The organism is Rhodovulum sp. P5 (genome assembly GCF_002079305.1).
Classification (GTDB): domain Bacteria; phylum Pseudomonadota; class Alphaproteobacteria; order Rhodobacterales; family Rhodobacteraceae; genus Rhodovulum.
The window spans coordinates 1,090,969-1,112,549 of record NZ_CP015039.1 but is presented as its reverse complement, the minus strand read 5'-3'; the positions used below and the strand labels follow the sequence as shown (position 1 = coordinate 1,112,549).

Sequence of the window (21,581 nt, the reverse complement as noted above, 5' to 3'; positions counted from 1 at the left end):
GTTACACCAGCCGCGAGGTTTCCACCGCCGCGCGCACAAAATCTGCGAACAGCGGATGCGGGGCGAAGGGTTTCGACTTCAGTTCGGGGTGGAACTGAACGCCGATGAACCAGTGGTGGTCCTTCCATTCCACGATCTCGGGCAGGCGGCCGTCGGGCGACATGCCGGAAAAGATCAGGCCCTTTTCCTCCAGCTTCTCGCGGTACTTGATGTCCACTTCATAGCGGTGGCGGTGGCGTTCTTCGATCAGCGTCTTGCCATAGATCTTGGCCACCTTCGATCCTTCGGCCAGATGGGCGTTGTAGCTGCCCAGCCGCATCGTGCCGCCCTTGTCGTCATCGGCCTTCCGCTGGACCTTCGCATTCCCCTGCACCCATTCCTTGAGATGATAGACCACCGGCGTGAAGCGCTTTTGGCCTGCTTCGTGGTCGAATTCCTCCGACCCCGCATCGGTCAGGTGGGCGATATTGCGCGCCGCCTCGATCACGGCCATCTGCATGCCAAGGCAGATGCCCAGATAGGGGATGTCGCGTTCGCGGGCGAATTGCGCGGCCTTGATCTTGCCCTCGGTGCCACGCTCTCCGAACCCGCCGGGGACGAGGATCGCGTGGAACCCCTCAAGCCAGGGGGACGGGTCCTCGCGTTCGAAGATCTCGGCGTCGATCCATTCCGCCTTGACCTTGACGCGGTTGGCCATGCCGCCATGGGTCAGCGCCTCGGCAATCGATTTGTACGCGTCTTCAAGTTGCGTGTACTTGCCGACGATGGCCACGCGGACCTCGCCCTCGGCATTGAAGATCCGGTCAGAGACGTCTTCCCACTTCGACAGGTCGGGCCGCGGGGCGGGGCTGATCTGGAACGCATCCAGCACGGCCTGGTCCAGCCCCTCGCGGTGATAGGCCAAGGGTGCCTCGTAGATCGATTTCAGATCCTGCGCGGCAATCACGGCATCGGGACGCACGTTGCAGAACAGCGCCAGCTTGTCCCGTTCCTTTTGCGGGATCGGCCCTTCGGAACGGCAGACCAGAACGTCAGGCGCAATCCCGATGGAGCGGAGTTCCTTGACCGAGTGCTGGGTGGGCTTGGTCTTCAACTCGCCCGACGCCTGGATATAGGGCAGCAGCGTGAGATGCATGAACATGCATTGGCCCCGCGGCTTGTCCTGGCTGAACTGGCGGATCGCTTCGAAGAAGGGCAAGCCCTCGATGTCGCCGACCGTGCCGCCGATTTCGCACAGCATGAAATCGACCTCGTCCTCGCCGATCCGGATGAAGTCCTTGATCTCGTCGGTGACGTGGGGAATGACCTGAATGGTCTTGCCGAGATAGTCGCCCCGGCGTTCCTTCTCGAGCACGTTGGAATAGATGCGCCCCGAACTGACCGAGTCGGTCCGGCGGGCGGCCACGCCCGTGAAGCGTTCGTAGTGCCCAAGGTCGAGATCGGTTTCCGCCCCGTCATCGGTGACGAACACCTCGCCATGTTCGAACGGGCTCATCGTGCCGGGGTCGACATTGAGGTAAGGGTCAAGCTTGCGCAGCCTGACGGTGAAGCCGCGTGCCTGCAACAGCGCCCCGAGTGCGGCTGATGCAAGTCCTTTGCCCAGCGACGAAACCACGCCGCCTGTAATGAAAATGAAACGTGCCATCTGGCCGGCGTCTCCCGTGTGTCCTGCCTGTTATCTGCTCGATCCGGCCTGAAAAGCCGCTACATCACGGGATTCCAGAATAACGGATTCGCACTGGGGCCGCAACAAGGCGGCGCAATCAGTCGGGACGTTAACCCCGGTAAATCAATATGTTGTTGGTTGGTCTCAGTCGGCCCGCGGCGGCATCAACGGCGCGTCGCCCGGGGCCACCGGCGGCGGCGGCAACAGGCCATCGGAGTCGGGCAGGCCGGTTGCGGGCTCATCCATGCTTTCGACCGGGGCCGGGGTGGGCGTATCGACGATGCGGTCGATGACCGATGTGCCCGCCGCGTTGCGTGCCGCAAGGATCGTCAGGGCCAAGGATGTGCAGATAAAGCAGATGGCGAAGAACCATGTCAGCTTGCCCAGCGGCGACGCCGGCGCGCGGCCCGCTGCGGTCCCGCCACCGCCCATTCCGAGCCCGCCCCCTTCGTTGCGCTGCAGCAAAACGATGCCGATCAGGCAAAGAGCGAGGATGAGATGGACGATGAGGATGACGTTCTGCATATGGAGCGGCCCCGGCTTAATTTGGCGGTGTACCTAAGCCCATCGGGCCGCCCCCGCAACCCCCGTCAGGCTTTGGCGGTTTTGGTCTTGCGCGACTTCTTCTTGGACGGGACGCGCCAGCTCATCGCGCCACCAAGAAGCAGCGAAGCCAGAACCAGCAGACCCCAGACGTTTGTGTCGGTCGCATCGAGCGTGATCATGCCCTTTTCAAGCAGGATGTAGCCCAGAAGGCCGATGATGATCGCCAGCAGGACGATGCCGATAACGCGCAGCGTACGCAGCATGGTGATCAGGTAGATGAGGAAAATCAGCCCCAGCATCACGCCGATGCCGATGGCCAGAGGTTGTTGGGCTTCGTAGTTTGCCTGAACCCATGTGTAGTAGTTGTAGTCAGTCGGATTGTAGAGAGCGGCCAGTGCGGCGAACGCGACCAGCCAGCGTAGCAGAAATCCGGACATTCTTGATCCTCCGTGATTATAATGTTGCCGACTCGTCAGTGAGTGTAACGCTGCTTGGCGCGAATGCGCCGAATTTTGCCTTGTCGCATCGTCGCAGGACACTATGTCTACCGGCTTGCGTCAGCATGGCGCACCCAAGATGATGTCCTCCGGCCGCGTCAATCATCCACATCGTCGATGTCGGCCTGACCCGTCAGACGGCGGCGCACGATACTCCACGACAAGCCGATACCAAGGACGAAGGACAGCGCGACGAGAGCGAGCCAGGTGTTCCGGCCGGGGTCGTTCAACTGGATGATGTCGTAGTCGACCAGAACCCAGATCAGCGCTGCCACCAATGCCGTGACCAGCGCCATGCCGAAGGCGCCGATCGACCGCAGCGTCGCCCGCAGGTAAATGATATAGCCGGTCAGAAGCACCAGCCCGGCCAGTACCACCAGCGGGGTCTGTTCGCCCCACAGGGCCGGGGCCTTTCGGGCATAGTTCCACTCTGTGGGGTTGTAGGTTGCCGCCAACAGCACAAAGGCGATGAGACAGCGCAGCAGAAGCCCAAGCATATGCGTTCCTTCCTCGGGTCGTGTCAGGTTGCAGTCGCAAACAAGAAGCCCGGCTCCCTTTTCGGGAAGCCGGGCGCCGACCCGATGCAAGCTTGGGACGAGGGCTTATGTCAAGGGACGTGGCCGCGCAGCCCGGAACCCGGCCATGACAAGAACGCCGCCCAACAACAGCGGTGCCCCCGCGGGAAGCGGAACCGGCGCAATCGGGGCGACGACGGAAATGGTGCCCAGGCTGACCGACTTCGTGCCCCAGGCGATTTCGAAGGGCGACGGGTTTATCAGGCTAAGCTGGCTGGTGTCGCCCGAGACGCCGGTATCGCCACCACATCCGAATTCGTTGTCGTCATCCCGAGAGAAATCACCGCAGGAGCCACCGAAAAAGGGCGCTTCAAGGGCAAGGCCCAGTTCGTAGCCGGCCGAGAGACCTGTTGCACTGTCGAAGGAATTGCGCAGCGCCACGTCGATCAACTCAAGCGTCCAGTTCCCTTCAAGCGACAGGTCGAGCAGGCTGTCCACACCGTTGACCATCGAAAAGGCGTTCGTGACGATCGTGCCGCCTTCATGCGTGGCGACGATCGTTCCCTGAAGGGCGCTGACGGAAAAGGACGTCTCTTGCGAGGCGTCGAGGGTGACTTCGGCGCGGACCGCAAGGCCAAGCGATGCATCGGGGCCGACCCCTGTGATCTTCCGGGTCGCGCGTTCGGTGCCGGTGCTTCCGAACCCGCTCCGGCTGTCGGAGGTGGAAAGCGAGTAGTCGTCGCCGATCACCGTGAATTCGGGCAGGTTGATCCCGAGGAAGGACTTGAAATTGACGAAGGCACCAGCCTCGGCGCCCATATAGGTGCTATAATCGAAGTTGAGGTTGTTGAGGCTCATCGACAGCGCAACCTGATCCGCATCGGCAAGATCGACGCTATCGCTGAAGCTGGTGGAAAACCCGATATTGGCCGCCGCGTCGACGTCGCCGCCAGAGGCTGCGGCACCGAAACGCAGGGTCGCAATGCCCAGATCGACCGATGTGAACTTGTTGAAACTGAGAGAGTTGCCGCCGTCCAGCCCGACGTTGTCGCGGGAATAGTTCAGGACGGAGCTTACGGTCGCTGCGTACGACAGGCTGGGCACAACTATAGAGGCCGCCAACGTGGCGGCGAAAAAAGACGACTTCATCTTGTATCTCCCTGTGGGAAAATCGCTTTCCCTGCGTCAAAGTGCCCGACATCCTGTTGCAAGTAAAGAAACAACGCGTCGGTCGGTTTTCGGGTTTTGGCCCCCGTTCGGCTTGTGTATACCCACGACTGGTTTCGTGCAGGAGGTTAGGCCATGGCCAATGTCGTCGTCGTGGGTGCCCAGTGGGGCGACGAAGGAAAGGGCAAGATCGTCGACTGGCTGTCGGAACGGGCCGATGTTGTCGCCCGGTTCCAGGGCGGGCACAATGCCGGGCATACGCTGGTGATCGACGGAACCGTCTACAAGCTGCACGCCCTGCCCTCGGGCGTCGTGCGCGGCGGCAAGCTCTCTGTGATCGGCAATGGCGTGGTGCTGGACCCGTGGCACCTTGTGGAGGAAATCGGGACGCTGCGCGGGCAGGGGGTGGAAATCACGCCCGAGACGCTGATGATCGCCGAGAACACGCCGCTGATCCTGCCCTTCCACGGCGAACTGGATCGCGCCCGCGAAAACCAGAATGCCGTTGCCAAGATCGGCACCACCGGCCGGGGTATCGGCCCCTGCTATGAAGACAAGGTGGGCCGGCGGGTCATTCGCGTTGCCGATCTGGCCGACGATGCGACGCTGGAATTGCGGGTCGACCGTGCGCTTGTGCATCACAACGCCCTGCGTGCCGGGCTTGGGCTGGAGGAAATCGACCGGGAGGCGTTGCTGGCCAAACTGCGCGCCATTGCACCTGCGATCCTCGAATATGCCGCGCCGGTCTGGAAGGTGCTGAACGAAAAGCGCAAGGCCGGCAAACGTATCCTCTTCGAAGGGGCGCAAGGCGCGCTTCTGGATATCGACTTCGGGACCTATCCTTACGTAACGTCGTCGAACACGATTTCGGGGCAGGCGGCGACGGGAACCGGTATCGGGCCGGATTCAATCGACTTCGTGCTGGGCATCGTCAAGGCCTACACCACCCGCGTGGGCGAAGGGCCGTTTCCGACCGAACTGCACGACGACGACGGTCAGCGCCTTGGCGAACGGGGCCACGAGTTTGGCACCACGACGGGACGCAAGCGGCGGTGTGGCTGGTTCGATGCGGTACTGGTGCGCCAGACCTGCGCGACCAGCGGCGTAAAGGGGATTGCCCTGACCAAGCTGGACGTTCTGGACGGGTTCGAGACACTTCGGGTGTGCGTGGGCTATGACCTTGACGGCCAGCGGCTCGACTACCTGCCGACCGCGGCTGATCAGCAGGCGCGCTGCGTGCCGATCTACGAGGATATGCCCGGCTGGTCTGAATCGACGGAAGGTGCGCGCAGCTGGGCCGATCTGCCGGCCAACGCGATCAAATATGTCCGCCGGGTGGAGGAGTTGATCGACTGTCCTGTCGCGCTACTCTCGACCTCACCCGAACGCGACGACACGATCCTTGTAACCGATCCCTTCTCTGACTGATGGCACTTTCCTACAAAGCCCGCCGCCGCTGGTCTCTGGTCATCCTTCTGATCGGACTGCCACTCTATATCGTGGTCGCGATCACGGTCGTGAACCTGTTCCCGCGCCCGCCATTCCTGGTGGAGCTTCTGATCTACATGGTGCTTGGGATCGTCTGGGCCCTGCCGTTCAAGTTCGTGTTTCAGGGCATCGGACAGCCCGACCCCGATGCCGCACCGAAAGGCGGGTCTCAAGGGAACAAGAAGGGCGAGTGATGCGGGCCGGGGCGATTGTGCCCTTGGCCCGCCCGGATCAGGCCTTGCGACGGGCAGACGGTGCTTCGTGCTGACAGGCGTCGGTCATTTCAAATTCGCCACGTCGGACCTTGCGGAATATTCCGCGTCTCAGCAGTTCGCCGAAAGCGTGCAAGAGATCCTCGCGCGTGGCCTTGCCGCCAAGCCACCCGATGGCCAGGCGCACGGTCTGTGGCCGGCGGAACCTGTCCTGCCCCTTGACGTCATGCAGATAGGCCGCCGCCGTTTCCAGCGTGTCATGGAGGCCGGAGGCCCCCCGTTCCGTTGCGAAGGCCTCAAAGCTCTGGCCGGATGATCCGAAGACCGTGTCGGTTCCGGTATCGGCCTGACCTTCCCCCGTCAGAAACGGGATCGGCTCGATCTGAAGCGGGGCAGGGCGTACCGTGTCGGGGCTTGTCTTGGGGTCCGGTCTGGGCCCATCGACGCGCAGTTCCGATGCCAGGATCAGCGGGGCGAGACGCCGGCCGGGCGTGGACTTGGCCTCTGCCGTGGTCCGGTCGCCCCGAACGATCTTGTCCAAGGCCTGGCGGTACAGGTGTTTTTCCCGCTCTTCCTCAGCGGCCCGGATCGCCTCGGGGTTCTGTTTGCGTTCGGCAACGGTTGCGGCAACCGCGGCCTTCAGATGCGCGATCGAGGCCCGTCGGCGCCGGTTTTCAAGCCCTTCGAGCTTGTTGTTGGTCTCTTCAAGAAGTCGCTGCAGCGCAACATCCTTGCCGTTCCTGTCCTCGCCCCGCATCCAGGACGGGTCGAAAGCGGCCGACGGTGTGGGTTCGGGATCGACGACGGACATGGAAAGATCACTACCTGAACCAAAGTGCATTTCGGGCGCATCCGATCCGTTTGCGTCGGTTGCGACCGCCTCTCTCTCCCTCGCCGATGCCATGGTGTGGATGTCATGGTACGGCGGCTGCCGGTCCCGTCCTGCTGGCGCCACAGGGTCTGCCGGATCTGCAGGGCGCCACCCTTCGACCAGATCCGCCCGGCGGAGCCTCAACACCCGGGCCCTCGGGCGGGGCCTGGAGGTGCCCGTCGCAGATGCGGGCGCCTGCGGGCGCTCAAGTCCGTTCGTTCGCTCGTCCGACCTGTCGTCGCCAATCCTTGCAACGGCGCGCGGGTCTGTCCCGGCTGCATCTGAGTGTTCCCCTTCTGGGTATCTCGCGGTGACCTGCTGACCACCGCCTGTCGTGACCTTTGAATCCTCAACTAAGGCCGTATCCGCGAATCCGGTGCGGATTTGAGGCCCAAGTGTGAAAATTCGTGGGCCGCTGACACTTTCTCCACCCTCGATTTCGGGGCGGTCAGGGGATTTCGAAACCGGTTGCATCGTTTGAACGGGCGGCTCACGCTTTGCCGAGGGGGGGACGCCCGGTTGGCCGCGATGCACCTCTGGCGGAACACGCTCCGACGACACAGGCAGGCTTTCGGGTGCCACGGCGTCAGGCGCCGTAGGGTCTGCGCCAGCGCGGGCCTTTTCGACAACCGCACGTATCCGGGCAAGCTTGGCCGCCACGGTTTCGGGGGGCGGCATGTCCACGTCGTCTTCGCCGGGAGGAGACGTCTCAACGGCCGGAAGCGCCGGTGGCGCAGGGGCCTTTTCAGGTTCGGCCGGACCGGGCCGCAGATGAACCCCATCGGCTGCGTCATAGGCTTCAACCCGGCGGCTGATTTCCCGTTCGGCGATGCGTTGCAGCGTTTCAGTGTCCGGCGTGGGCGGTTCTGCCCCGAAATAGCGGTCGTCAGCGGCAAGATCGCGGAAATACTCGGCAATGGCCTTCATCGTTCCGAAGGAGTCCTCGAACCCCTCCAGCGTGCATGAGAACGTGCCATAGGAGACCGTCAGGATCTTGCTCGATCCAACCATCTATTGCTCGCTTTCTCCTCACACCACCTTCCGAATTTACCATATGCACATTCCAAAGAGTGAACGGAAAGGGGAATTTTCGAGGATTTTTCTGTATTTCCGTTGAGTTGGACGCTTTCCTGACGCATTCATGCCACCATGTCGCCACAATTGATCCTCGTTTCGGACAAGATCACCATTCTGGGCGGGGGCGCGGTGAATCACTCCGACCTCGCGCGCGCCCTCGATCTGGCCCCGTCACTGGTCGCGGCGGATGGCGGCGCCGATATCGCGCTTGCGGCCGGCCACATGCCGGATGCGGTGATCGGGGATTTCGATTCCATCTCCGCCGCTGCGCGCGCTGCGATCCCCAAGGACCGCCAGTTTCCGGTGGCGGAGCAGGACAGCACCGATTTCGAGAAGTGCCTGCGATCGGTCGAGGCGCGGCTGATCCTTGGCGTCGGGTTTCTGGGGGACCGTTTCGATCACGCGCTGGCCGCGCTCAACACGCTGGTGCGATATCCCCACAAACGCACCATCCTGATCGGGGATGACGATATCTGCTTTGTTTGTCCTCGGCAGCTGGACCTCGACCTGCCCGCCGGCACCCGGTTTTCGCTGTTCCCCATGGCGCACGTTGCGGGGCAAAGCGGTGGGCTGCGTTGGCCCATTGACGGGATCGCCTTCGCGCCGGGGGGGCGGATCGGGACATCGAACGAGGTCACGGGGCCGGTGCGGCTGACGATGGATGGGCCGGGCATGGCGGTCCTGCTACCGGTTGAATTCCTGACACCGGTTGCCGAGGCGCTTATGGCGGTGGAGGTGGCGGGCGGTTGAGGTGCCGTTCGCGCAGGAACACATAAAGCCCGGCACCGATGATGATTGCGATGCCGACGACCGACTGCGTATCGGGCAGATCATTGAAGATAACATAGCCCAACGCCGTCGCCGCTACGATTTCAAGGTATTGCAGCGGCGCGATGGTCGCGGCGGGGGCAAGGCTGACCGCGGCGCTGATGAAAAGATGCGAGACCGTGGCAGCAAGCCCGACACCGGCAAGCCAGAGCCAGAACAGCCCAGTCGGCATCACGATGTCGAGCGGACCTGCGCCCGACCCCGAAAACACCGCCAGCACGGGCACCACGATCAGCACGGCAGCGAGCGCGGTCCACGCCTGCAGGGCGACGGGATGGCTCTGCCGGGCGACGCGGCGCGTCAGAACGACGTAATTGGCAAAGCAGAAGGCCGTGAACAACGGCAAAAGGGCGACCGGCCCGAACGCGGAAAAACTCGGCCGGATGATCAGGAGCGCCCCGGCAAAGCCGACAAGGCAGGCCAGTATCCGGCGCCAGCCAACCGTTTCACCAAGAAAGAGCGCGCCCAGAACCGTCAGGATGAACGGTTCCACAAAGAAGATCGCGATGGCGTCGGCCAGCGGCATGCTGCCAAGGGCCGTGAAGAAGGCGCTGGTCGCCATCAGGATCAGCGCTGCGCGGATCAGGTGCAGACCGGCCTCTGCCGCGTTGGGGCGCCCGAGTTTGCCGATGAGTCCGGCCACCGGGAACAGGATAAGCACCTGCAGGGAAAACCGCGCTGCCACGATCTGCCCCACGGGGATTTCGTCTGCGGCGAACTTGGCGAAACTGTCCATCACCGGGGCGGTGACGGCAAAGCCGATCATCAGAAGGACGCCCATCACCGGGCGGTCGGAACCCTGTGTCATGCCCGCGATGTGCCTTGCCGGCCCGTCCGTGTCCAGCGGGAGTCGTATCCTGGGTCGCGCGCGGGGCGGGGGTTAGTGGTTATGGTCGTGCGGGGGCGCGTCGGGCAGTGTTCCTTTGAGAAACGCTTCGACCGCCGCAGCCGGATCGGTTTCGGAGGTCGCGGCGGCCGTGATCCCGCGGCGCGCCATGCGGTCGATGAACCGCGCCCCGGCGCTGGCCGCGATGATTGCGGACATGTCGTAAAGCGGGTGATGCCCTTCGCCGTTGAAATCGTGCAACGCCATGCCCATGGGCAGGTCAAGGCGGTCGACCTCCCGGATGGGCGCGCCTGCCTCGGCCTCGAAAACCAGGAACCGGCGGGTCTTGCCGACATGTGGGGTAACGGTGCGGAAATTCTGACTGGCGACGGCGATGCGCATGGGGTGGTCCTTGGGTTTTGGCGATTCGGTTCAGGCAGGTCCGATGAAATGACACCCCGATACATCACGTCTAGATCGGCCTGTCGGTGACTTCATCACCAATCCGCACGTTTTGAGTCGGGTTTTGGGGGAAGCCTTAGCAGGCTACTGAAAAACCAAGAAAACCCCGCGGTCGCAAGAGAAAACCGTTCCTTGAAAGCAACGATGGATCAAGGCAAGCAGGGCCGCGCCCTCCCGGGGGAGGGTCGGGCGCGGCCCGGGCTGGTCGCCCGGACCAGCTTCGGGACGATGTTCCGAAAGCTTTCGACCGTAGACGCATGTCGTGTGCTTTCTCAGCAGCCTTCGTATGCGGCTTCAGAAATTCGGCACGTTGACGGCCAAGCCGCCCGGCAGGGTGCCATCGGTGGTCAGCCCGCGCGCGATGCAATCGGACATGACCGACCCCGCTGAAGGCAAGCGAGCCATGAAGCCATGCGCGCAGACCATGCGCGTGGAAGGGGTAGGCGCTGAGCGGGTCGAGAAACCGCTCCGCCGCCACCATCGGCCCGATCATGCGCGACGATGACGGGCCGATGCCGATTGTGAAGACTTTGAAGACGGACAGAGACATCCGCGGGGCCTCCCCGTCCCAAGGCAGGGGCGTTCGCGCTGCTTTGCCGATCCGAAAGCGACATTACCGAACGGGTTGCCGCCGCCGGACAAGCGCCATCCCGTCCCGCATATTGGCTGAGAGCAGCGCGAAATTTGCAGCCCCGGCCATGAGTTCGAGCGCCTGCACCGCGTAAAAGCCCGTATCGAGCGCGCCGGCGCCCGCTTTCGATGCAAGGAAGACCGCGGACGGCACGAGGATCAGGACCCCGTTCAGCGCCGCCAGCCGCATGCGCCGCGTTTTCGTGGCGACCACGGGTCCGCGATGGCTGCGTGCCAGTCGCGCGCCCCCCGCCCCGGCGAGGGCGAGACTGGGGATGAGCAGGGCCAGTGCGTAGAGGATGGCCTGTTTGACCGCGGCGACCTGTGTGGGGGTGCCCAGCGTTTCGACCAGCACGGTCGACGTCCAGAACGTGGCGATGAGGGTGAGGCCGAGTGCGCCTGCGGCGGCGTGCAGTTTGGGGGACATGGGTCATCTCCAATAAGATAGCATGCTATTTAGAATGTCATTGCATAGCGTGCTATGCAATGTTCAGTTCTGCACATGACCTTCTGCAAGGACGCATCGGCCGGGTTTCTGGCCAACCACATGGCGCGGCTGTTCGAAAAGGGCCTTGCCCGGCGCATCGCGCCGCTGGGCCTAGCCCCGGCGCAGTTCATGGTTCTTCTGGAACTCTGGCGCGAGGAGGGGTTGACGCAGCGCGATCTGGTAAGCCGGCTGGACGTGGAGCAGGCGACGATGGCGAACACTCTGGCACGGATGGAGCGTGACGGCCTGATCACGCGGACCGGGGATGAAAAGGACCGGCGGATCAGGCGCGTCTTTCTCACCGATACCGCCCGCGCCATGGAAGCGCCCGCGACCGCGGCCGCCGCGGCCCAGAATGCCGAGGCCATGGCCGCGCTGTCCCCGAATGAGCAGGCGGCGCTCATGGCCTTGATGACGCGGGTGATCGACCGGATGAAGCGCACAGGATAAGGCCGCACCGGACCCGGACCGAAAGCGAATTGCCACTCGCAGCACTGGGCCGACTCTCCTATAAGGGCGATGACCAGCGAGGAGTGGACATATATGAGCGGAGCACTTTCCCCGAGTGACAAGGCCAAGTTCGCCGCTGCCCGGCGGGCCGTGGACTTCGTCGACAACGGCATGCAGGTCGGGCTTGGAACCGGCTCGACAGCGGCCTGGATGGTGCGGTGCCTGGGTGAGCGGGTGCGCGAGGAGGGGCTGAAGATCAAGGGCGTGCCGACATCGACGCGCACCGCCGATCTGGCGCGCGAGGTCGGGATCGAGTTGATCACTCTCGATCAGGCCCGGCGCCTTGATCTGACCATCGACGGCGCGGACGAATTCGATGCCGAGTTCAACCTGATCAAGGGCGGCGGCGGTGCGCTCTTGCAGGAAAAGATCGTGGCCACCGCGTCGGACCAGATGATCGTGATCACCGACCCCTCGAAAGAGGTCGCGAAACTGGGGGCCTTCCCGCTGCCGGTCGAGGTGATCCCCTTTGGCTGGCAGACCACCATGGCCCTGATCGAAGAGGCATTGGAGGGTCAGGACGTTCTGGGCCGCGATGTGACCCTGCGCATGGACGGCGACACGCCCTTCGTGACCGATGAGGGCAACCGGATTCTCGACCTGCACCTGAAAAGCATCGCCAATCCGCGCAAGCTGGCCATGATGCTGAACCAGATCGCGGGCGTGGTGGAAAATGGCCTGTTCATCGACATCTGCGACATCGTCCTGATCGGCAATGTCGAAGGTGAGGTCGAAATTCGCGACATGGGTGCCGGCACGACCGAGACCGACGTCGTCGATTTCGCCGTGAACGAAAACATCTTCGCCGATCTGTAAGGGGAGGGGCATGTCCTTCGACTACGATCTCTTTGTCATCGGTGGCGGCTCGGGCGGGGTCCGGGCCGCGCGCCTTGCGGCGTCCGAAGCCGGTGCCAGCGTGGGCCTTGCCGAGGAATACCGCATGGGCGGAACCTGCGTGATCCGCGGTTGCGTGCCGAAAAAGCTGATGGTCTTCGCCTCGGAATTCCGCAGCGCGATGCAGGATGCCCGTGCCTATGGCTGGGAGGTCACCACCGGCACGTTCGACTGGCCGGCGTTTCGCGCCAAGCTGGATGCCGAACTGGACCGGCTGGAGAATATCTATCGAACCAACCTGCAAAAGGCCGGGGTAGAGATCTTCGATACCCGCGCGACACTGGCCGATGCGCATACGGTGCGGTTGGCCGATGGGACGACCAAGACGGCCCGCCATATCCTGATCGCCACCGGCGGGCGGCCCTATGTGCCAGACTTCCCCGGTTGTGAACACACCATCACCTCGAACGAGGTGTTCCAGTTCGAGGCATTGCCGAAACGAATTCTGATCGTGGGTGGCGGCTATATCGCCTGCGAATTTGCCTGCATCCTGAACGGACTTGGGGTCGAGGTCACGCAATACTATCGCGGCGCGCAAATCCTGCGTGGTTTTGACGAAGAAGCCCGGGGCCATATCGCGGGCGCGATGCGTGATTCCGGTATCGACCTGCGGCTGGGCACCATCGTGCAGCGGATCGAAAAGGTCGAGGACAGGCTGTGGGTCAAGTCCACCGACGGGCATGATGCGGTCTATGATCAGGTGTTGTATGCCACGGGGCGCACGCCCAACAGCGATGGGCTGGGTCTGGCCGAGGCAGGCGTTCGGCTGAAGGACAATGGCGCGGTCGAGGTCGACGCGTATTCCCAAACCTCCGTACCTTCGATCTTTGCGGTGGGCGACGTCACCGACCGCATCAACCTGACCCCGGTGGCGATCCGGGAAGGTGCGGCCTTCGTCGAGACGGTGTTCAAGGGCAACCCGACCCGCCCCGATCACACGCTGGTGCCCGGCGCGGTGTTCACCCAGCCCGAATTCGGGACGGTCGGCCTGACCGAAGAAGAGGCCCGCGCCCTTGGCCCGATCGAGGTTTATGCCACAGCCTTCCGCCCCATGCAGACGAGCTTTGCCGGGCGCGAGGACCGCGTGCTGATGAAACTGATCGTCTGTGCCGACACGCGCAAGGTTCTGGGCTGCCATATCGTGGCCGATCATGCCGGTGAAATGATCCAGCTTGCGGGCATCGCGATCAAGATGGGCGCGACGAAAGAGGCCTTCGCCCGGACCGTTGCGGTTCATCCCACGATGGCCGAAGAACTCGTGACCATGAAAGCGCCGGTCAGGACGGCTTGAATTCGAGCCTTTGACAACCAGTTAAGGCACGACGCAAAAGAACACCCGACCGAGACAGACCAAGAAAAGAGGTAACACCCTAGATGGCTGGACACAGTGGCGGGCCTTGGGGGGGCGGAGGCTCCAACCAGGGCGGCGGCGGCAACAGGGGCGGAGGCGGCGGTGGCCGCGGACCCGGAGACGAACCGCCCCAGATTCCCGAAATCGACGAACTGATGCGCAAGGGGCAGGAACAATTGCGCGTTCTGATGGGCGGCCGCGGCAATGGTGGCGGCGGTGGCGGTGCCCCGAAGCTGACCAAGGGTGGTATCGTTCTGGGCCTGCTTGCAGCCATCGGTATCTGGCTGTTCTCTTCCTTCTACACCGTCAAGCCGGAAGAGCAGTCGGTCGAGCTGTTCCTTGGGCGTTATCTTGAAACCGGTCAGCCCGGTCTGAACTTCGCGCCTTGGCCGGTCGTCAGCTACGAGGTGATCCCGGTCACCCGTGAAAACACCGAAGACATCGGCGTGGGCCGCATTGGCGGCGATGCCGGTCTGATGCTGACCGGTGACGAAAACATCGTCGACATCGATTTCCAGGTGGTCTGGAACATCAACGATCCGGCCAAGTTCCTGTTCAACCTGCGCGACCCCAGAACGACGATCCGTGCCGTGTCGGAATCGGCCATGCGCGAGATCATCGCCCAGTCCGAACTGGCGCCGATCCTGAACCGCGACCGTGGGGCCATTGCCTCGCAGCTGAAGGATCTGATCCAGTCGACGCTCGACAGCTACGACTCCGGCATGAATGTCGTTCGCGTGAACTTCGACAAGGCCGACCCGCCGCAGGAGGTGATCGACAGCTTCCGCGAGGTTCAGGCCGCAGAACAGGAACGTGACCGGCTTGAGAAGCAGGCCGACGCCTATGCCAACCGCGTGGTCGCCGGCGCACGGGGTGAGGCCGCCCAGCTGCTGGAAGAGGCCGAGGGCTATCGCGCGCAGGTCGTGAACGAGGCCGAGGGTGAGGCCAGCCGGTTCTCTGCCGTTCTGCAGGAGTATCAGAAGGCGCCCGAGGTCACGCGCAAGCGTCTCTATCTTGAAACGATGGAAGAGGTCCTTGGCGGGATCGACAAGATCATCCTCGACGAGGGGGCACAGGGCTCCAGCGGGGTCGTTCCCTATCTTCCGTTGAACGAATTGCGCCGCAGCGGGGGGAACTGATCGATGAAGAAGACTGCATTTCTGATCCCCGTCGTCGTCGTGGCCCTTCTGGTCGTGCTCTCCGCGGTGTTCATCGTGGACGAACGGCAAAAGGTGCTGGTTCTCCAGTTCGGCCAGGTCAAGGCCGTGAAGGAAGAGCCGGGCCTCGCCCTCAAGATCCCGTTCATCCAGGAAGTCGTGCGCTACGACGACCGGATCCTCAGCCGCGATATCGACCCGCTTGAGGTCACGCCGCTGGACGACCGCCGCCTTGTGGTGGATGCGTTCGCCCGCTACCGCATCGCCGATGTGGTACGGTTCCGTCAGGCCGTTGGCGTTGGGGGCATCGGTGCCGCCGAAACCCGCCTCGACAGCTTGCTGCGTGCCGCGACCCGAGAAATCCTGGGTTCGGTGTCGTCCAACGACATCCTCAGTTCGGACCGGGCGGCGCTGATGCTGCGCATTCGTAACGCGGCCGCGGGTGAGGCTCAGAACCTGGGGCTTGAGATCATCGACGTCCGTCTGAAACGCACCGATCTGCCGGAACAGAACCTTGAGGCGACTTTCGCCCGGATGCGGGCCGAGCGGGAACGGGAAGCCGCCGACGAGATCGCGCGCGGTGAAGAAGCGGCACAGCGCGTCCGTGCACAGGCAGACCGGACGGTGGTGGAGCTTGTCTCCGACGCCCGCCGGGAGGCCGAGATCGTCCGCGGTCAGGCCGATGCCGAACGCAACCGTATCTTTGCCGAGGCTTTCGGTGCAGACGAGGAGTTCTTCGAATTCTATCGCTCGCTGAATGCCTATCGCAAAGCCTTGCGGGGTGAAAACTCGTCGATGGTGCTGTCGCCCGACAGCGAATTCTTCGAGTATCTCAAGCAGGCCGACCGGCCGTGAGTTTCATCGTTCTGGCCATCGGGCTGGTTCTGGTTGTGGAGGGGCTGGTGTTCGCACTGGCCCCTTCGCGTCTGGACGAGGCGCTGGAGCTGATCCGACAGATTCCGCCCGACACACGCCGCATGATCGGGCTGGGTGCGGTCGCGGCGGGCACGGCGCTTGTCTGGCTTGCCCGAACGCTTGCGGGGTGAAACACTGCCGCAGGGCATCACGGTCAGTTGACAGGATGCGACGGCGCCCGGGTTGCATCGCCGGATTTTCGGCGCCCATATGTCGGGGCAAGATGGCCCGGGCAGACATGCGGCGGGCCGGAAACGTCACTTGCAGGAGGATATCTTCGTGACATCGCAGGCCATTTCCATCCCCGTCGCGCAGGCCCCCGCGCGACTGCGTCCGGTTTGGGGGCTGATGCTGGCGGTCGCGCTTCTGATGGCGCAGGCCAGTCTTGCGCTGGCGCGATCGGCGCCGGACAGTTTTGCCGATCTTGCAGAAAAGGTCAGCCCGGCGGTGGTCAACATCACCACTTCGACGGTGATTGCTGGCCATCAGGGCGTAAATCCGATGGTCCCCGAGGGCTCCCCCTTCGAGGATTTCTTCCGCGATTTCATGAACCCCGACGGCAATAACGGCAACCGTCCGCCCCGGCGCAGCCAGGCGCTGGGTTCTGGCTTCGTGATCTCGCCGGATGGTTTCATTGTCACCAACAACCACGTGATCGAGAAGGCCGACGAGATCGAGATCGAGTTCTTCTCGGGCGAGGTACTGGAGGCCAAGGTCATCGGTACCGACCCCAACACCGATATCGCGCTGTTGAAGGTTAACAGTGACGATCCGCTGCCCTATGTCCCGTTCGGCGATTCCGACCTGATGCGCGTGGGTGACTGGGTCATGGCCATGGGCAACCCGCTTGGGCAGGGCTTTTCGGTTTCCGCCGGGATCGTGTCGGCCCGCGGTCGTGCGCTGTCGGGCACCTATGACGACTACATCCAGACCGACGCGGCCATCAACCGTGGCAATTCCGGCGGGCCCCTTTTCAACATGGACGGAGAGGTCGTCGGCGTGAACACCGCGATCCTGTCGCCCAATGGCGGCTCCATCGGGATCGGTTTCGCGATGTCCTCGGGCGTGGTGACCAATGTCGTGGATCAGTTGAAGCAGTTCGGCGAAACCCGCCGCGGCTGGCTGGGTGTGCGGATTCAGGACGTGACCGCCGACATGGCCGAGGCGCTGGGGTTGAATGAGGCGCGCGGCGCGCTGGTAACCGACGTTCCGGAAGGTCCGGCCTCTGCGGCGGGCATGGAATCCGGCGATGTCATCCTGTCCTTCGACGGGGCGCAGGTGGAAGACACCCGCGGTCTGGTTCGTCAGGTCGGCAACACCGCCGTCGGCAAGGCCGTCCGGGTAGAGGTGTTCCGCGATGGCGCGACCAAGACGTTGAAGGTGACGCTGGGCCGGCGTGAAACGGCCGAAGCGGCGGTGCCGGCTGCCGCCACGCCGAATGCGGCGCCGCAGCAGACAGAGATGCTGGGCATGACCCTTGTGCCGCTGACCGATGCGCTGCGCGAGCAGATGGATCTTGGCGCCAAGATGGAAGGTCTGGTGGTCAAGGACATCGATGAGACCGGCGAGGCCTATGAAAAGGGTCTGCGCGCGGGCGACGTGATCACCGAGGCCGGGCAGCAGAAGGTCACCACCGTTGCCGATCTTGAAAAGCGGGTCGAGGATGCACGCGACGCCGGGCGCAAGTCGCTGCTGCTTTTGGTGCGGCGTCAGGGTGAACCGCGCTTTGTCGCGCTGTCGGTTTCGGACTGAGTTGACAGCTCTCGAATGCGGAAGGGGCGCTTTGGCGCCCCTTTTTTTCGTTCCGGCCATGGTTGGGCGTGGTGATGGAGAAGTTTACCCTCGTCCGCGCTGCCTGCGCCGGATATTCGGGTGAAATGGATACGACATCCGATCTTGAGATCTTCCTCGTCGCCCCGCCGGGGCTTGAGCCGACACTTTGCGCGGAGGCCATCGAAAAAGGCTTCGCCGAGCCGACGCCCGGGCCGGGCGGCGTCACCTTGCGCGGGGATTGGCCCGAGGTCTGGCGGGCCAACCTCGAATTGCGGGGGGCGGCGCGCGTTCTGGTCCGGGTTGGTGGGTTCCGGGCGTTCCACCTTGCGCAACTCGACAAGCGCGCCCGAAAGTTCCCCTGGCGCGATGTTCTGCGCCCCGACAGGCCCCTTCATGTCGAAGTGACCTGCCGGAAATCGAAGATCTACCATGCGGGCGCAGCCGCGCAGCGGATCGAACGGGCCATCAGCGATGTTGCCGGCGTGCCGATTTCGGCCGAGGCGGAGGTGCGCCTGCTGGCGCGGATCGACGACAACCTTGTGACCTTCAGCGTGGATACATCGGGCGAACCGCTTCACCGTCGCGGCCACAAGCAAGCGGTCGGCAAGGCGCCGATGCGCGAAAATCTGGCCGCGCTGTTCCTGCGGGAGTGCGGCTATCGCGGGGACGAACCCGTGGTCGACCCGATGTGCGGATCGGGCACCTTCGTGATCGAGGCGGCGGAGATCGCCGCCGGTCTCCACCCGGGCCGGTCGCGCCGCTTCGCCTTTGAGGATCTGGCCACCTTCGATGCAAGCGCGTGGCAGGCCATGCGGGCCGCGCAACCGGTCGCGCCGCCCCCCCATCGGTTCTTCGGGTTCGACCGCGATGCCGGTGCCATCAAGGCCAGCCGCGAGAACGCCGAACGGGCTGGCGTGGCCGACGTCATCGCCTTTGCCCAGCAACCCGTCAGCGATCTGACCCCGCCCGACGGCCCGCCCGGTCTGGTCATCGTCAACCCGCCCTATGGCGGGCGGATCGGCAATCGCAAGCTTCTGTTCGCGCTCTACGGCCGTATGGGAGAGATTCTGCGCGAGCGGTTCCGGGGCTGGCGGGTCGGCATCGTGACAAGCGATGCCGGTCTTGCGCGGTCCACCGGGCTGCCCTTTGCCCCCGACGGGCCGAAAGTGCCCCATGGCAGTCTGAAGGTGCAGCTTTTCCGCGCCGGACCTCTGCCCTGAGGTCGTTTGCATCTTACACATATCGCGCGTTTTTCATCTTTTCGCCTCAACGCTTGTTTACGCCCCGCATCCTAAGGTGACGGATAAGCTGAGCGGAGCGCGTGAATGGACGGTACCCTGTGCAACGTCGGCTCCTTGTTGGATCCGACCACGGGCTTTCTGACCCGGAGCGATTTCGTCGCCTGTCTGCAGCGCCGCGTGGCGCGTCGCGGGGCGGTTGGGTTCGGGTTGATCCTGCTCAATCTCGCCCGCTTCGATGAGGTCAACGACAGTTTCGGCCCGCTCAAGGCGGATGAGTTGCTGACAAAGGCCGCCCGCCGGATCGAGGGGGCCGCGCGCGACGCCCACGCCATCGGCCGGATCAGCGGGAACGAGTTCGCAATACTCGTGGACCGGGACGACGGTTTCACCGGCACGATCAAGCGATTGCAGGATCTGTTTTCCAGCCCGTTCATGCTGTGCGGTCGGGAGTTGCGGCTGGGCATTCATGTCGGCTCTGTCCAAGGCACGTCCGACCTCGCCACCGGTCTGGACATGTTGCATCTTGCGGGCATCGCCCTCAGCGCCGCCAAGCGCACGGGCCCTGGCCATCTTTGCTACGCGCCCGAGATGAAGACGGCGGCGGCGAGCGTCTTCACCATCGAGAACGATCTGCGCGATGCCCTGCTGGAACAGGGTAACATCGTGCCGGACCCTTTGCGTGCCGCGCGGCTTTTCCCGGTGTTCCAGCCCAAGGTCGATCTGGCGACCGGCAGGATCAAGGGCGTTGAGGTGCTGTGCCGGATGCTTGCGGATTCCGGTGGCGTCATCAGCCCGACGTTGTTCCTGCCCATCGCGGAGCGGGCGGGGCTTATGGATGCGCTGACCCTGTGGCTGCTGCGGGTCACGATCCGCACGCTGGCGGAGTTGCCCAAGGATGTCTCGGCCGCCATCAACATCCCCCCATGCCAGTTGAGCCGACATGAGTGGCTTTCCCTGCAGATCAGGGATTTGCTGGGGGACGGCAACATCGCGCCCGAGCGCCTGGAACTTGAAATCACCGAACATGTGCTGGGCTCGCCCATCGACGACGGGGTGAAGGCGCTGTCAAAGCTCGGCCTGAAGATATGGGTCGACGATTTCGGAACCGGGGAGGCCTCGCTCTCCCGGCTTGTGACGCTGCCTTTCACGGGGGTGAAGCTGGACAAGTCCATCGTCGATACGATGCAGCCCGACCGGCCCGGTGATGCCGAACGGCTGATCGGTGCAATCGAGGCGATTGCCTTCGCGCTGTCGCTGGAAACGGTTGCCGAAGGCATCGAAGCGGCATGGCAGGCCGAACGGATCGAGTCGATGGGGGTCGATTTCGGTCAGGGGTATCATTTCGCGGCGCCGATGGAACTTGGCCCGCTGCAGGACGTCTTGGAAACGCAACAAAGGAGTGTAGGGGCATGACGGAGTCACTGATCTCCATGGCCTATGTCAGCAGGAACATGATCAACGGTGATTTTCCCGCCGTGGTTGCCGAAATCGTTTCGGCCGCCAATGTGCGCAACGCCGCGCGCGGGATCACCGGGGCGCTGGTCTGTTCGCAAGGCTATTTCGCCCAGGTGCTGGAGGGCGATAGCGACAAGCTCGATGATCTGTTCGAACGCATCGTCCGCGACCCGCGCCACAGCGAGGTGCAGGTGCTGTTCAGCAAACCGATTGCCCAGCGGTCTTTCGGCGGTTGGGGCATGGCCTCGGCCGGTGTGGTCGAGGATGATACGCTGATCGCGGCCATTCACGAGGTTCTGCAGGGCGAGGCGACCGTCGCAGCCCATGACGCCGCCGGCGAAAAGACGGTGGCCCTGCTGGGGCAGTTGCTGCGGGAACGGTCGCAGTTCGACCGGTACGGCGCGGCGGCCGAGTAGGCCCCGCACGCCCCGCACCTGCGGGTTCCGCACCGATGTGGGAGCCTTGCGCGAGGGACCCGGGCGCGGGACAAGGCCGCATGGCCGCCGCGACATCAATGGGCCGATCCCACGGCCACGCGATATGGTGAAGCCGGCGCATTGATCGAAGGTCGCGCGTCCGATGGCTCAGGGCTGGTCCGCGGCACGGCAGATTTCGTGCTGCAACAATTCGTCGAGCATGTGGGAAATATCCTCGATGTCCTCGGCCACCACATGGGTCACGCCGGCCTCTCGCTGAAGCCGGCCGGTCACCCGCATCAGCCGCGCCGCGATCACCGCGCGGCGATGGCGCTGGAACATCTTCGCCCAAACCACGACATTCGCCACGCCGGTTTCATCCTCCAGCGTGACGAAAACCACGCCCTTGGCCGTGCCGGGGCGCTGACGCACCAGAACCAGACCGGCCACGCAGATCCGCGCGCCCGCGGGCGGCAGATCCAGCATCGCATGGGGCAGGCAGGACGGGGGGCGGGGCCAATCGGGCTGCATGCGAACAAAAATAGAACAAACTGGTGTTTTGGCAAGCGTTCCGCTTTTGCTGGAAAATCCGGCAGG

23 protein-coding genes and 1 pseudogene are annotated in these 21,581 nt (G+C 63.8%); 13 read left to right on the top strand and 11 right to left on the bottom strand.

Going from position 1 to position 21,581, the window contains the following annotated elements; translation table 11 throughout:
• Position 1: 1 nt before the first annotated feature.
• The 5 genes from RGUI_RS05455 to RGUI_RS05435 all read right to left on the bottom strand — a co-directional run bounded on the left by RGUI_RS05455 (position 2) and on the right by RGUI_RS05435 (position 4,373).
• On the bottom strand, positions 2-1,645 hold the full coding sequence (locus tag RGUI_RS05455) for a CTP synthase (RefSeq protein WP_081532119.1): 1,644 nt from the start codon (positions 1,643-1,645) through the stop codon (positions 2-4).
• Positions 1,646-1,810: 165 nt separating this feature from the next.
• Positions 1,811-2,191 carry a preprotein translocase subunit SecG gene (gene secG / locus RGUI_RS05450; protein WP_081532118.1) on the bottom strand — a complete coding sequence of 127 codons (381 nt, stop codon included), beginning with the start codon at positions 2,189-2,191 and terminating at the stop codon, positions 1,811-1,813.
• A gap of 65 nt (positions 2,192-2,256) precedes the next feature.
• A complete protein-coding gene (locus RGUI_RS05445; RefSeq protein ID WP_081532117.1) occupies positions 2,257-2,649 on the bottom strand; it encodes a DUF6524 family protein in 393 nt (130 codons plus the stop codon).
• A gap of 158 nt (positions 2,650-2,807) precedes the next feature.
• On the bottom strand, positions 2,808-3,206 hold the full coding sequence (locus RGUI_RS05440) for a DUF6524 family protein (protein WP_081532116.1): 399 nt from the start codon (positions 3,204-3,206) through the stop codon (positions 2,808-2,810).
• A gap of 105 nt (positions 3,207-3,311) precedes the next feature.
• On the bottom strand, positions 3,312-4,373 hold the full coding sequence (locus RGUI_RS05435) for a VPLPA-CTERM sorting domain-containing protein (RefSeq protein WP_081532115.1): 1,062 nt from the start codon (positions 4,371-4,373) through the stop codon (positions 3,312-3,314).
• 153 nt (positions 4,374-4,526) lie between these two features.
• Here RGUI_RS05435 and RGUI_RS05430 point away from each other — a divergent pair, with 153 nt between their 5' ends.
• On the top strand, positions 4,527-5,819 hold the full coding sequence (locus tag RGUI_RS05430; RefSeq protein ID WP_081532114.1) for an adenylosuccinate synthase: 1,293 nt from the start codon (positions 4,527-4,529) through the stop codon (positions 5,817-5,819).
• Positions 5,819-6,073 (top strand): DUF2842 domain-containing protein, encoded by a 255-nt coding sequence (locus tag RGUI_RS05425; protein WP_081532113.1) that lies wholly within the window; start codon positions 5,819-5,821, stop codon positions 6,071-6,073. Before RGUI_RS05430 ends, RGUI_RS05425 begins: the two co-directional genes overlap by 1 nt.
• Positions 6,074-6,110: 37 nt before the next feature.
• On the opposite strand, the gene RGUI_RS22065 is transcribed toward RGUI_RS05425, so the two are convergent.
• Positions 6,111-7,973: a hypothetical protein gene (locus tag RGUI_RS22065; protein WP_253798863.1), complete on the bottom strand. Its 1,863-nt coding sequence runs from the start codon at positions 7,971-7,973 to the stop codon at positions 6,111-6,113.
• A gap of 138 nt (positions 7,974-8,111) precedes the next feature.
• On the opposite strand from RGUI_RS22065, the gene RGUI_RS05415 reads away from it, so the two are divergent.
• Positions 8,112-8,789 carry a thiamine diphosphokinase gene (locus tag RGUI_RS05415; RefSeq protein WP_081532112.1) on the top strand — a complete coding sequence of 226 codons (678 nt, stop codon included), beginning with the start codon at positions 8,112-8,114 and terminating at the stop codon, positions 8,787-8,789.
• Here RGUI_RS05415 and RGUI_RS05410 read toward each other — a convergent pair.
• From RGUI_RS05410 to RGUI_RS05395, 4 genes and pseudogenes are all read right to left on the bottom strand, one after another.
• Positions 8,761-9,675, bottom strand: coding sequence for a DMT family transporter (locus RGUI_RS05410; protein WP_081532111.1), 915 nt, complete (start codon positions 9,673-9,675; stop codon positions 8,761-8,763). The genes RGUI_RS05415 and RGUI_RS05410 overlap by 29 nt on opposite strands.
• Positions 9,676-9,747: 72 nt before the next feature.
• A complete protein-coding gene (locus RGUI_RS05405) occupies positions 9,748-10,095 on the bottom strand; it encodes a NifB/NifX family molybdenum-iron cluster-binding protein (protein WP_081532110.1) in 348 nt (115 codons plus the stop codon).
• A 433-nt stretch (positions 10,096-10,528) separates the two neighbouring features.
• Positions 10,529-10,705, bottom strand: a pseudogene (locus tag RGUI_RS22060) (serine dehydratase beta chain); the annotation flags it as partial.
• Positions 10,706-10,768: 63 nt separating this feature from the next.
• Positions 10,769-11,212 carry a hypothetical protein gene (locus tag RGUI_RS05395; RefSeq protein ID WP_081532108.1) on the bottom strand — a complete coding sequence of 148 codons (444 nt, stop codon included), beginning with the start codon at positions 11,210-11,212 and terminating at the stop codon, positions 10,769-10,771.
• A 75-nt stretch (positions 11,213-11,287) separates the two neighbouring features.
• Here RGUI_RS05395 and RGUI_RS05390 point away from each other — a divergent pair, with 75 nt between their 5' ends.
• From RGUI_RS05390 to RGUI_RS05345, 10 genes are all read left to right on the top strand, one after another.
• Positions 11,288-11,722 carry a MarR family winged helix-turn-helix transcriptional regulator gene (locus RGUI_RS05390; protein ID WP_081532107.1) on the top strand — a complete coding sequence of 145 codons (435 nt, stop codon included), beginning with the start codon at positions 11,288-11,290 and terminating at the stop codon, positions 11,720-11,722.
• A gap of 93 nt (positions 11,723-11,815) precedes the next feature.
• Complete coding sequence (gene rpiA, locus RGUI_RS05385) at positions 11,816-12,598, top strand: ribose-5-phosphate isomerase RpiA (protein WP_081532106.1); 783 nt, start codon at positions 11,816-11,818, stop codon at positions 12,596-12,598.
• A gap of 10 nt (positions 12,599-12,608) precedes the next feature.
• A complete protein-coding gene (gene gor, locus RGUI_RS05380) occupies positions 12,609-13,967 on the top strand; it encodes a glutathione-disulfide reductase (RefSeq protein WP_081532105.1) in 1,359 nt (452 codons plus the stop codon).
• A gap of 83 nt (positions 13,968-14,050) precedes the next feature.
• Positions 14,051-15,166, top strand: a complete 1,116-nt coding sequence (hflK, locus tag RGUI_RS05375) for an FtsH protease activity modulator HflK (RefSeq protein WP_081532104.1) — start codon at positions 14,051-14,053, stop codon at positions 15,164-15,166.
• 3 nt (positions 15,167-15,169) lie between these two features.
• Complete coding sequence (gene hflC / locus RGUI_RS05370; RefSeq protein ID WP_081532103.1) at positions 15,170-16,039, top strand: protease modulator HflC; 870 nt, start codon at positions 15,170-15,172, stop codon at positions 16,037-16,039.
• Positions 16,036-16,230: a DUF2065 domain-containing protein gene (locus RGUI_RS05365; RefSeq protein ID WP_081532102.1), complete on the top strand. Its 195-nt coding sequence runs from the start codon at positions 16,036-16,038 to the stop codon at positions 16,228-16,230. The genes hflC and RGUI_RS05365 overlap by 4 nt, the downstream gene beginning before the upstream one ends.
• Positions 16,231-16,447: 217 nt before the next feature.
• Positions 16,448-17,851 (top strand): Do family serine endopeptidase, encoded by a 1,404-nt coding sequence (locus tag RGUI_RS05360; protein WP_253799098.1) that lies wholly within the window; start codon positions 16,448-16,450, stop codon positions 17,849-17,851.
• A 125-nt stretch (positions 17,852-17,976) separates the two neighbouring features.
• Positions 17,977-19,092, top strand: a complete 1,116-nt coding sequence (locus RGUI_RS05355; RefSeq protein ID WP_081532101.1) for a class I SAM-dependent RNA methyltransferase — start codon at positions 17,977-17,979, stop codon at positions 19,090-19,092.
• A 105-nt stretch (positions 19,093-19,197) separates the two neighbouring features.
• A complete protein-coding gene (locus tag RGUI_RS05350) occupies positions 19,198-20,526 on the top strand; it encodes a bifunctional diguanylate cyclase/phosphodiesterase (RefSeq protein ID WP_081532100.1) in 1,329 nt (442 codons plus the stop codon).
• A complete protein-coding gene (locus tag RGUI_RS05345) occupies positions 20,523-20,984 on the top strand; it encodes a BLUF domain-containing protein (RefSeq protein ID WP_172841085.1) in 462 nt (153 codons plus the stop codon). Before RGUI_RS05350 ends, RGUI_RS05345 begins: the two co-directional genes overlap by 4 nt.
• Positions 20,985-21,152: 168 nt before the next feature.
• On the opposite strand, the gene RGUI_RS05340 is transcribed toward RGUI_RS05345, so the two are convergent.
• Positions 21,153-21,515 carry an OB-fold nucleic acid binding domain-containing protein gene (locus tag RGUI_RS05340; RefSeq protein WP_081532098.1) on the bottom strand — a complete coding sequence of 121 codons (363 nt, stop codon included), beginning with the start codon at positions 21,513-21,515 and terminating at the stop codon, positions 21,153-21,155.
• Positions 21,516-21,581 lie beyond the last annotated feature (66 nt).

Excerpts from the sequence above, each read along its gene's own strand:
- rpiA (WP_081532106.1), top strand. The coding sequence starts at position 11,816 with ATGAGCGGAGCACTTTCCCCGAGTGACAAGGCCAAGTTCGCCGCTGCC.
- RGUI_RS05445 (WP_081532117.1), bottom strand. The coding sequence starts at position 2,649 with ATGTCCGGATTTCTGCTACGCTGGCTGGTCGCGTTCGCCGCACTGGCC.
- RGUI_RS05410 (WP_081532111.1), bottom strand. The coding sequence starts at position 9,675 with ATGACACAGGGTTCCGACCGCCCGGTGATGGGCGTCCTTCTGATGATC.
- hflC (WP_081532103.1), top strand. The coding sequence starts at position 15,170 with ATGAAGAAGACTGCATTTCTGATCCCCGTCGTCGTCGTGGCCCTTCTG.
- RGUI_RS05430 (WP_081532114.1), top strand. The coding sequence starts at position 4,527 with ATGGCCAATGTCGTCGTCGTGGGTGCCCAGTGGGGCGACGAAGGAAAG.
- RGUI_RS05435 (WP_081532115.1), bottom strand. The coding sequence starts at position 4,373 with ATGAAGTCGTCTTTTTTCGCCGCCACGTTGGCGGCCTCTATAGTTGTG.
- RGUI_RS05405 (WP_081532110.1), bottom strand. The coding sequence starts at position 10,095 with ATGCGCATCGCCGTCGCCAGTCAGAATTTCCGCACCGTTACCCCACAT.
- RGUI_RS05390 (WP_081532107.1), top strand. The coding sequence starts at position 11,288 with ATGACCTTCTGCAAGGACGCATCGGCCGGGTTTCTGGCCAACCACATG.
- hflK (WP_081532104.1), top strand. The coding sequence starts at position 14,051 with ATGGCTGGACACAGTGGCGGGCCTTGGGGGGGCGGAGGCTCCAACCAG.
- RGUI_RS05360 (WP_253799098.1), top strand. The coding sequence starts at position 16,448 with ATGCTGGCGGTCGCGCTTCTGATGGCGCAGGCCAGTCTTGCGCTGGCG.
- RGUI_RS05425 (WP_081532113.1), top strand. The coding sequence starts at position 5,819 with ATGGCACTTTCCTACAAAGCCCGCCGCCGCTGGTCTCTGGTCATCCTT.
- secG (WP_081532118.1), bottom strand. The coding sequence starts at position 2,191 with ATGCAGAACGTCATCCTCATCGTCCATCTCATCCTCGCTCTTTGCCTG.
- RGUI_RS05415 (WP_081532112.1), top strand. The coding sequence starts at position 8,112 with ATGTCGCCACAATTGATCCTCGTTTCGGACAAGATCACCATTCTGGGC.
- RGUI_RS05350 (WP_081532100.1), top strand. The coding sequence starts at position 19,198 with ATGGACGGTACCCTGTGCAACGTCGGCTCCTTGTTGGATCCGACCACG.
- RGUI_RS05440 (WP_081532116.1), bottom strand. The coding sequence starts at position 3,206 with ATGCTTGGGCTTCTGCTGCGCTGTCTCATCGCCTTTGTGCTGTTGGCG.
- RGUI_RS05340 (WP_081532098.1), bottom strand. The coding sequence starts at position 21,515 with ATGCAGCCCGATTGGCCCCGCCCCCCGTCCTGCCTGCCCCATGCGATG.
- RGUI_RS22065 (WP_253798863.1), bottom strand. The coding sequence starts at position 7,973 with ATGGTTGGATCGAGCAAGATCCTGACGGTCTCCTATGGCACGTTCTCA.
- gor (WP_081532105.1), top strand. The coding sequence starts at position 12,609 with ATGTCCTTCGACTACGATCTCTTTGTCATCGGTGGCGGCTCGGGCGGG.
- RGUI_RS05395 (WP_081532108.1), bottom strand. The coding sequence starts at position 11,212 with ATGTCCCCCAAACTGCACGCCGCCGCAGGCGCACTCGGCCTCACCCTC.
- RGUI_RS05355 (WP_081532101.1), top strand. The coding sequence starts at position 17,977 with ATGGATACGACATCCGATCTTGAGATCTTCCTCGTCGCCCCGCCGGGG.
- RGUI_RS05455 (WP_081532119.1), bottom strand. The coding sequence starts at position 1,645 with ATGGCACGTTTCATTTTCATTACAGGCGGCGTGGTTTCGTCGCTGGGC.
- RGUI_RS05345 (WP_172841085.1), top strand. The coding sequence starts at position 20,523 with ATGACGGAGTCACTGATCTCCATGGCCTATGTCAGCAGGAACATGATC.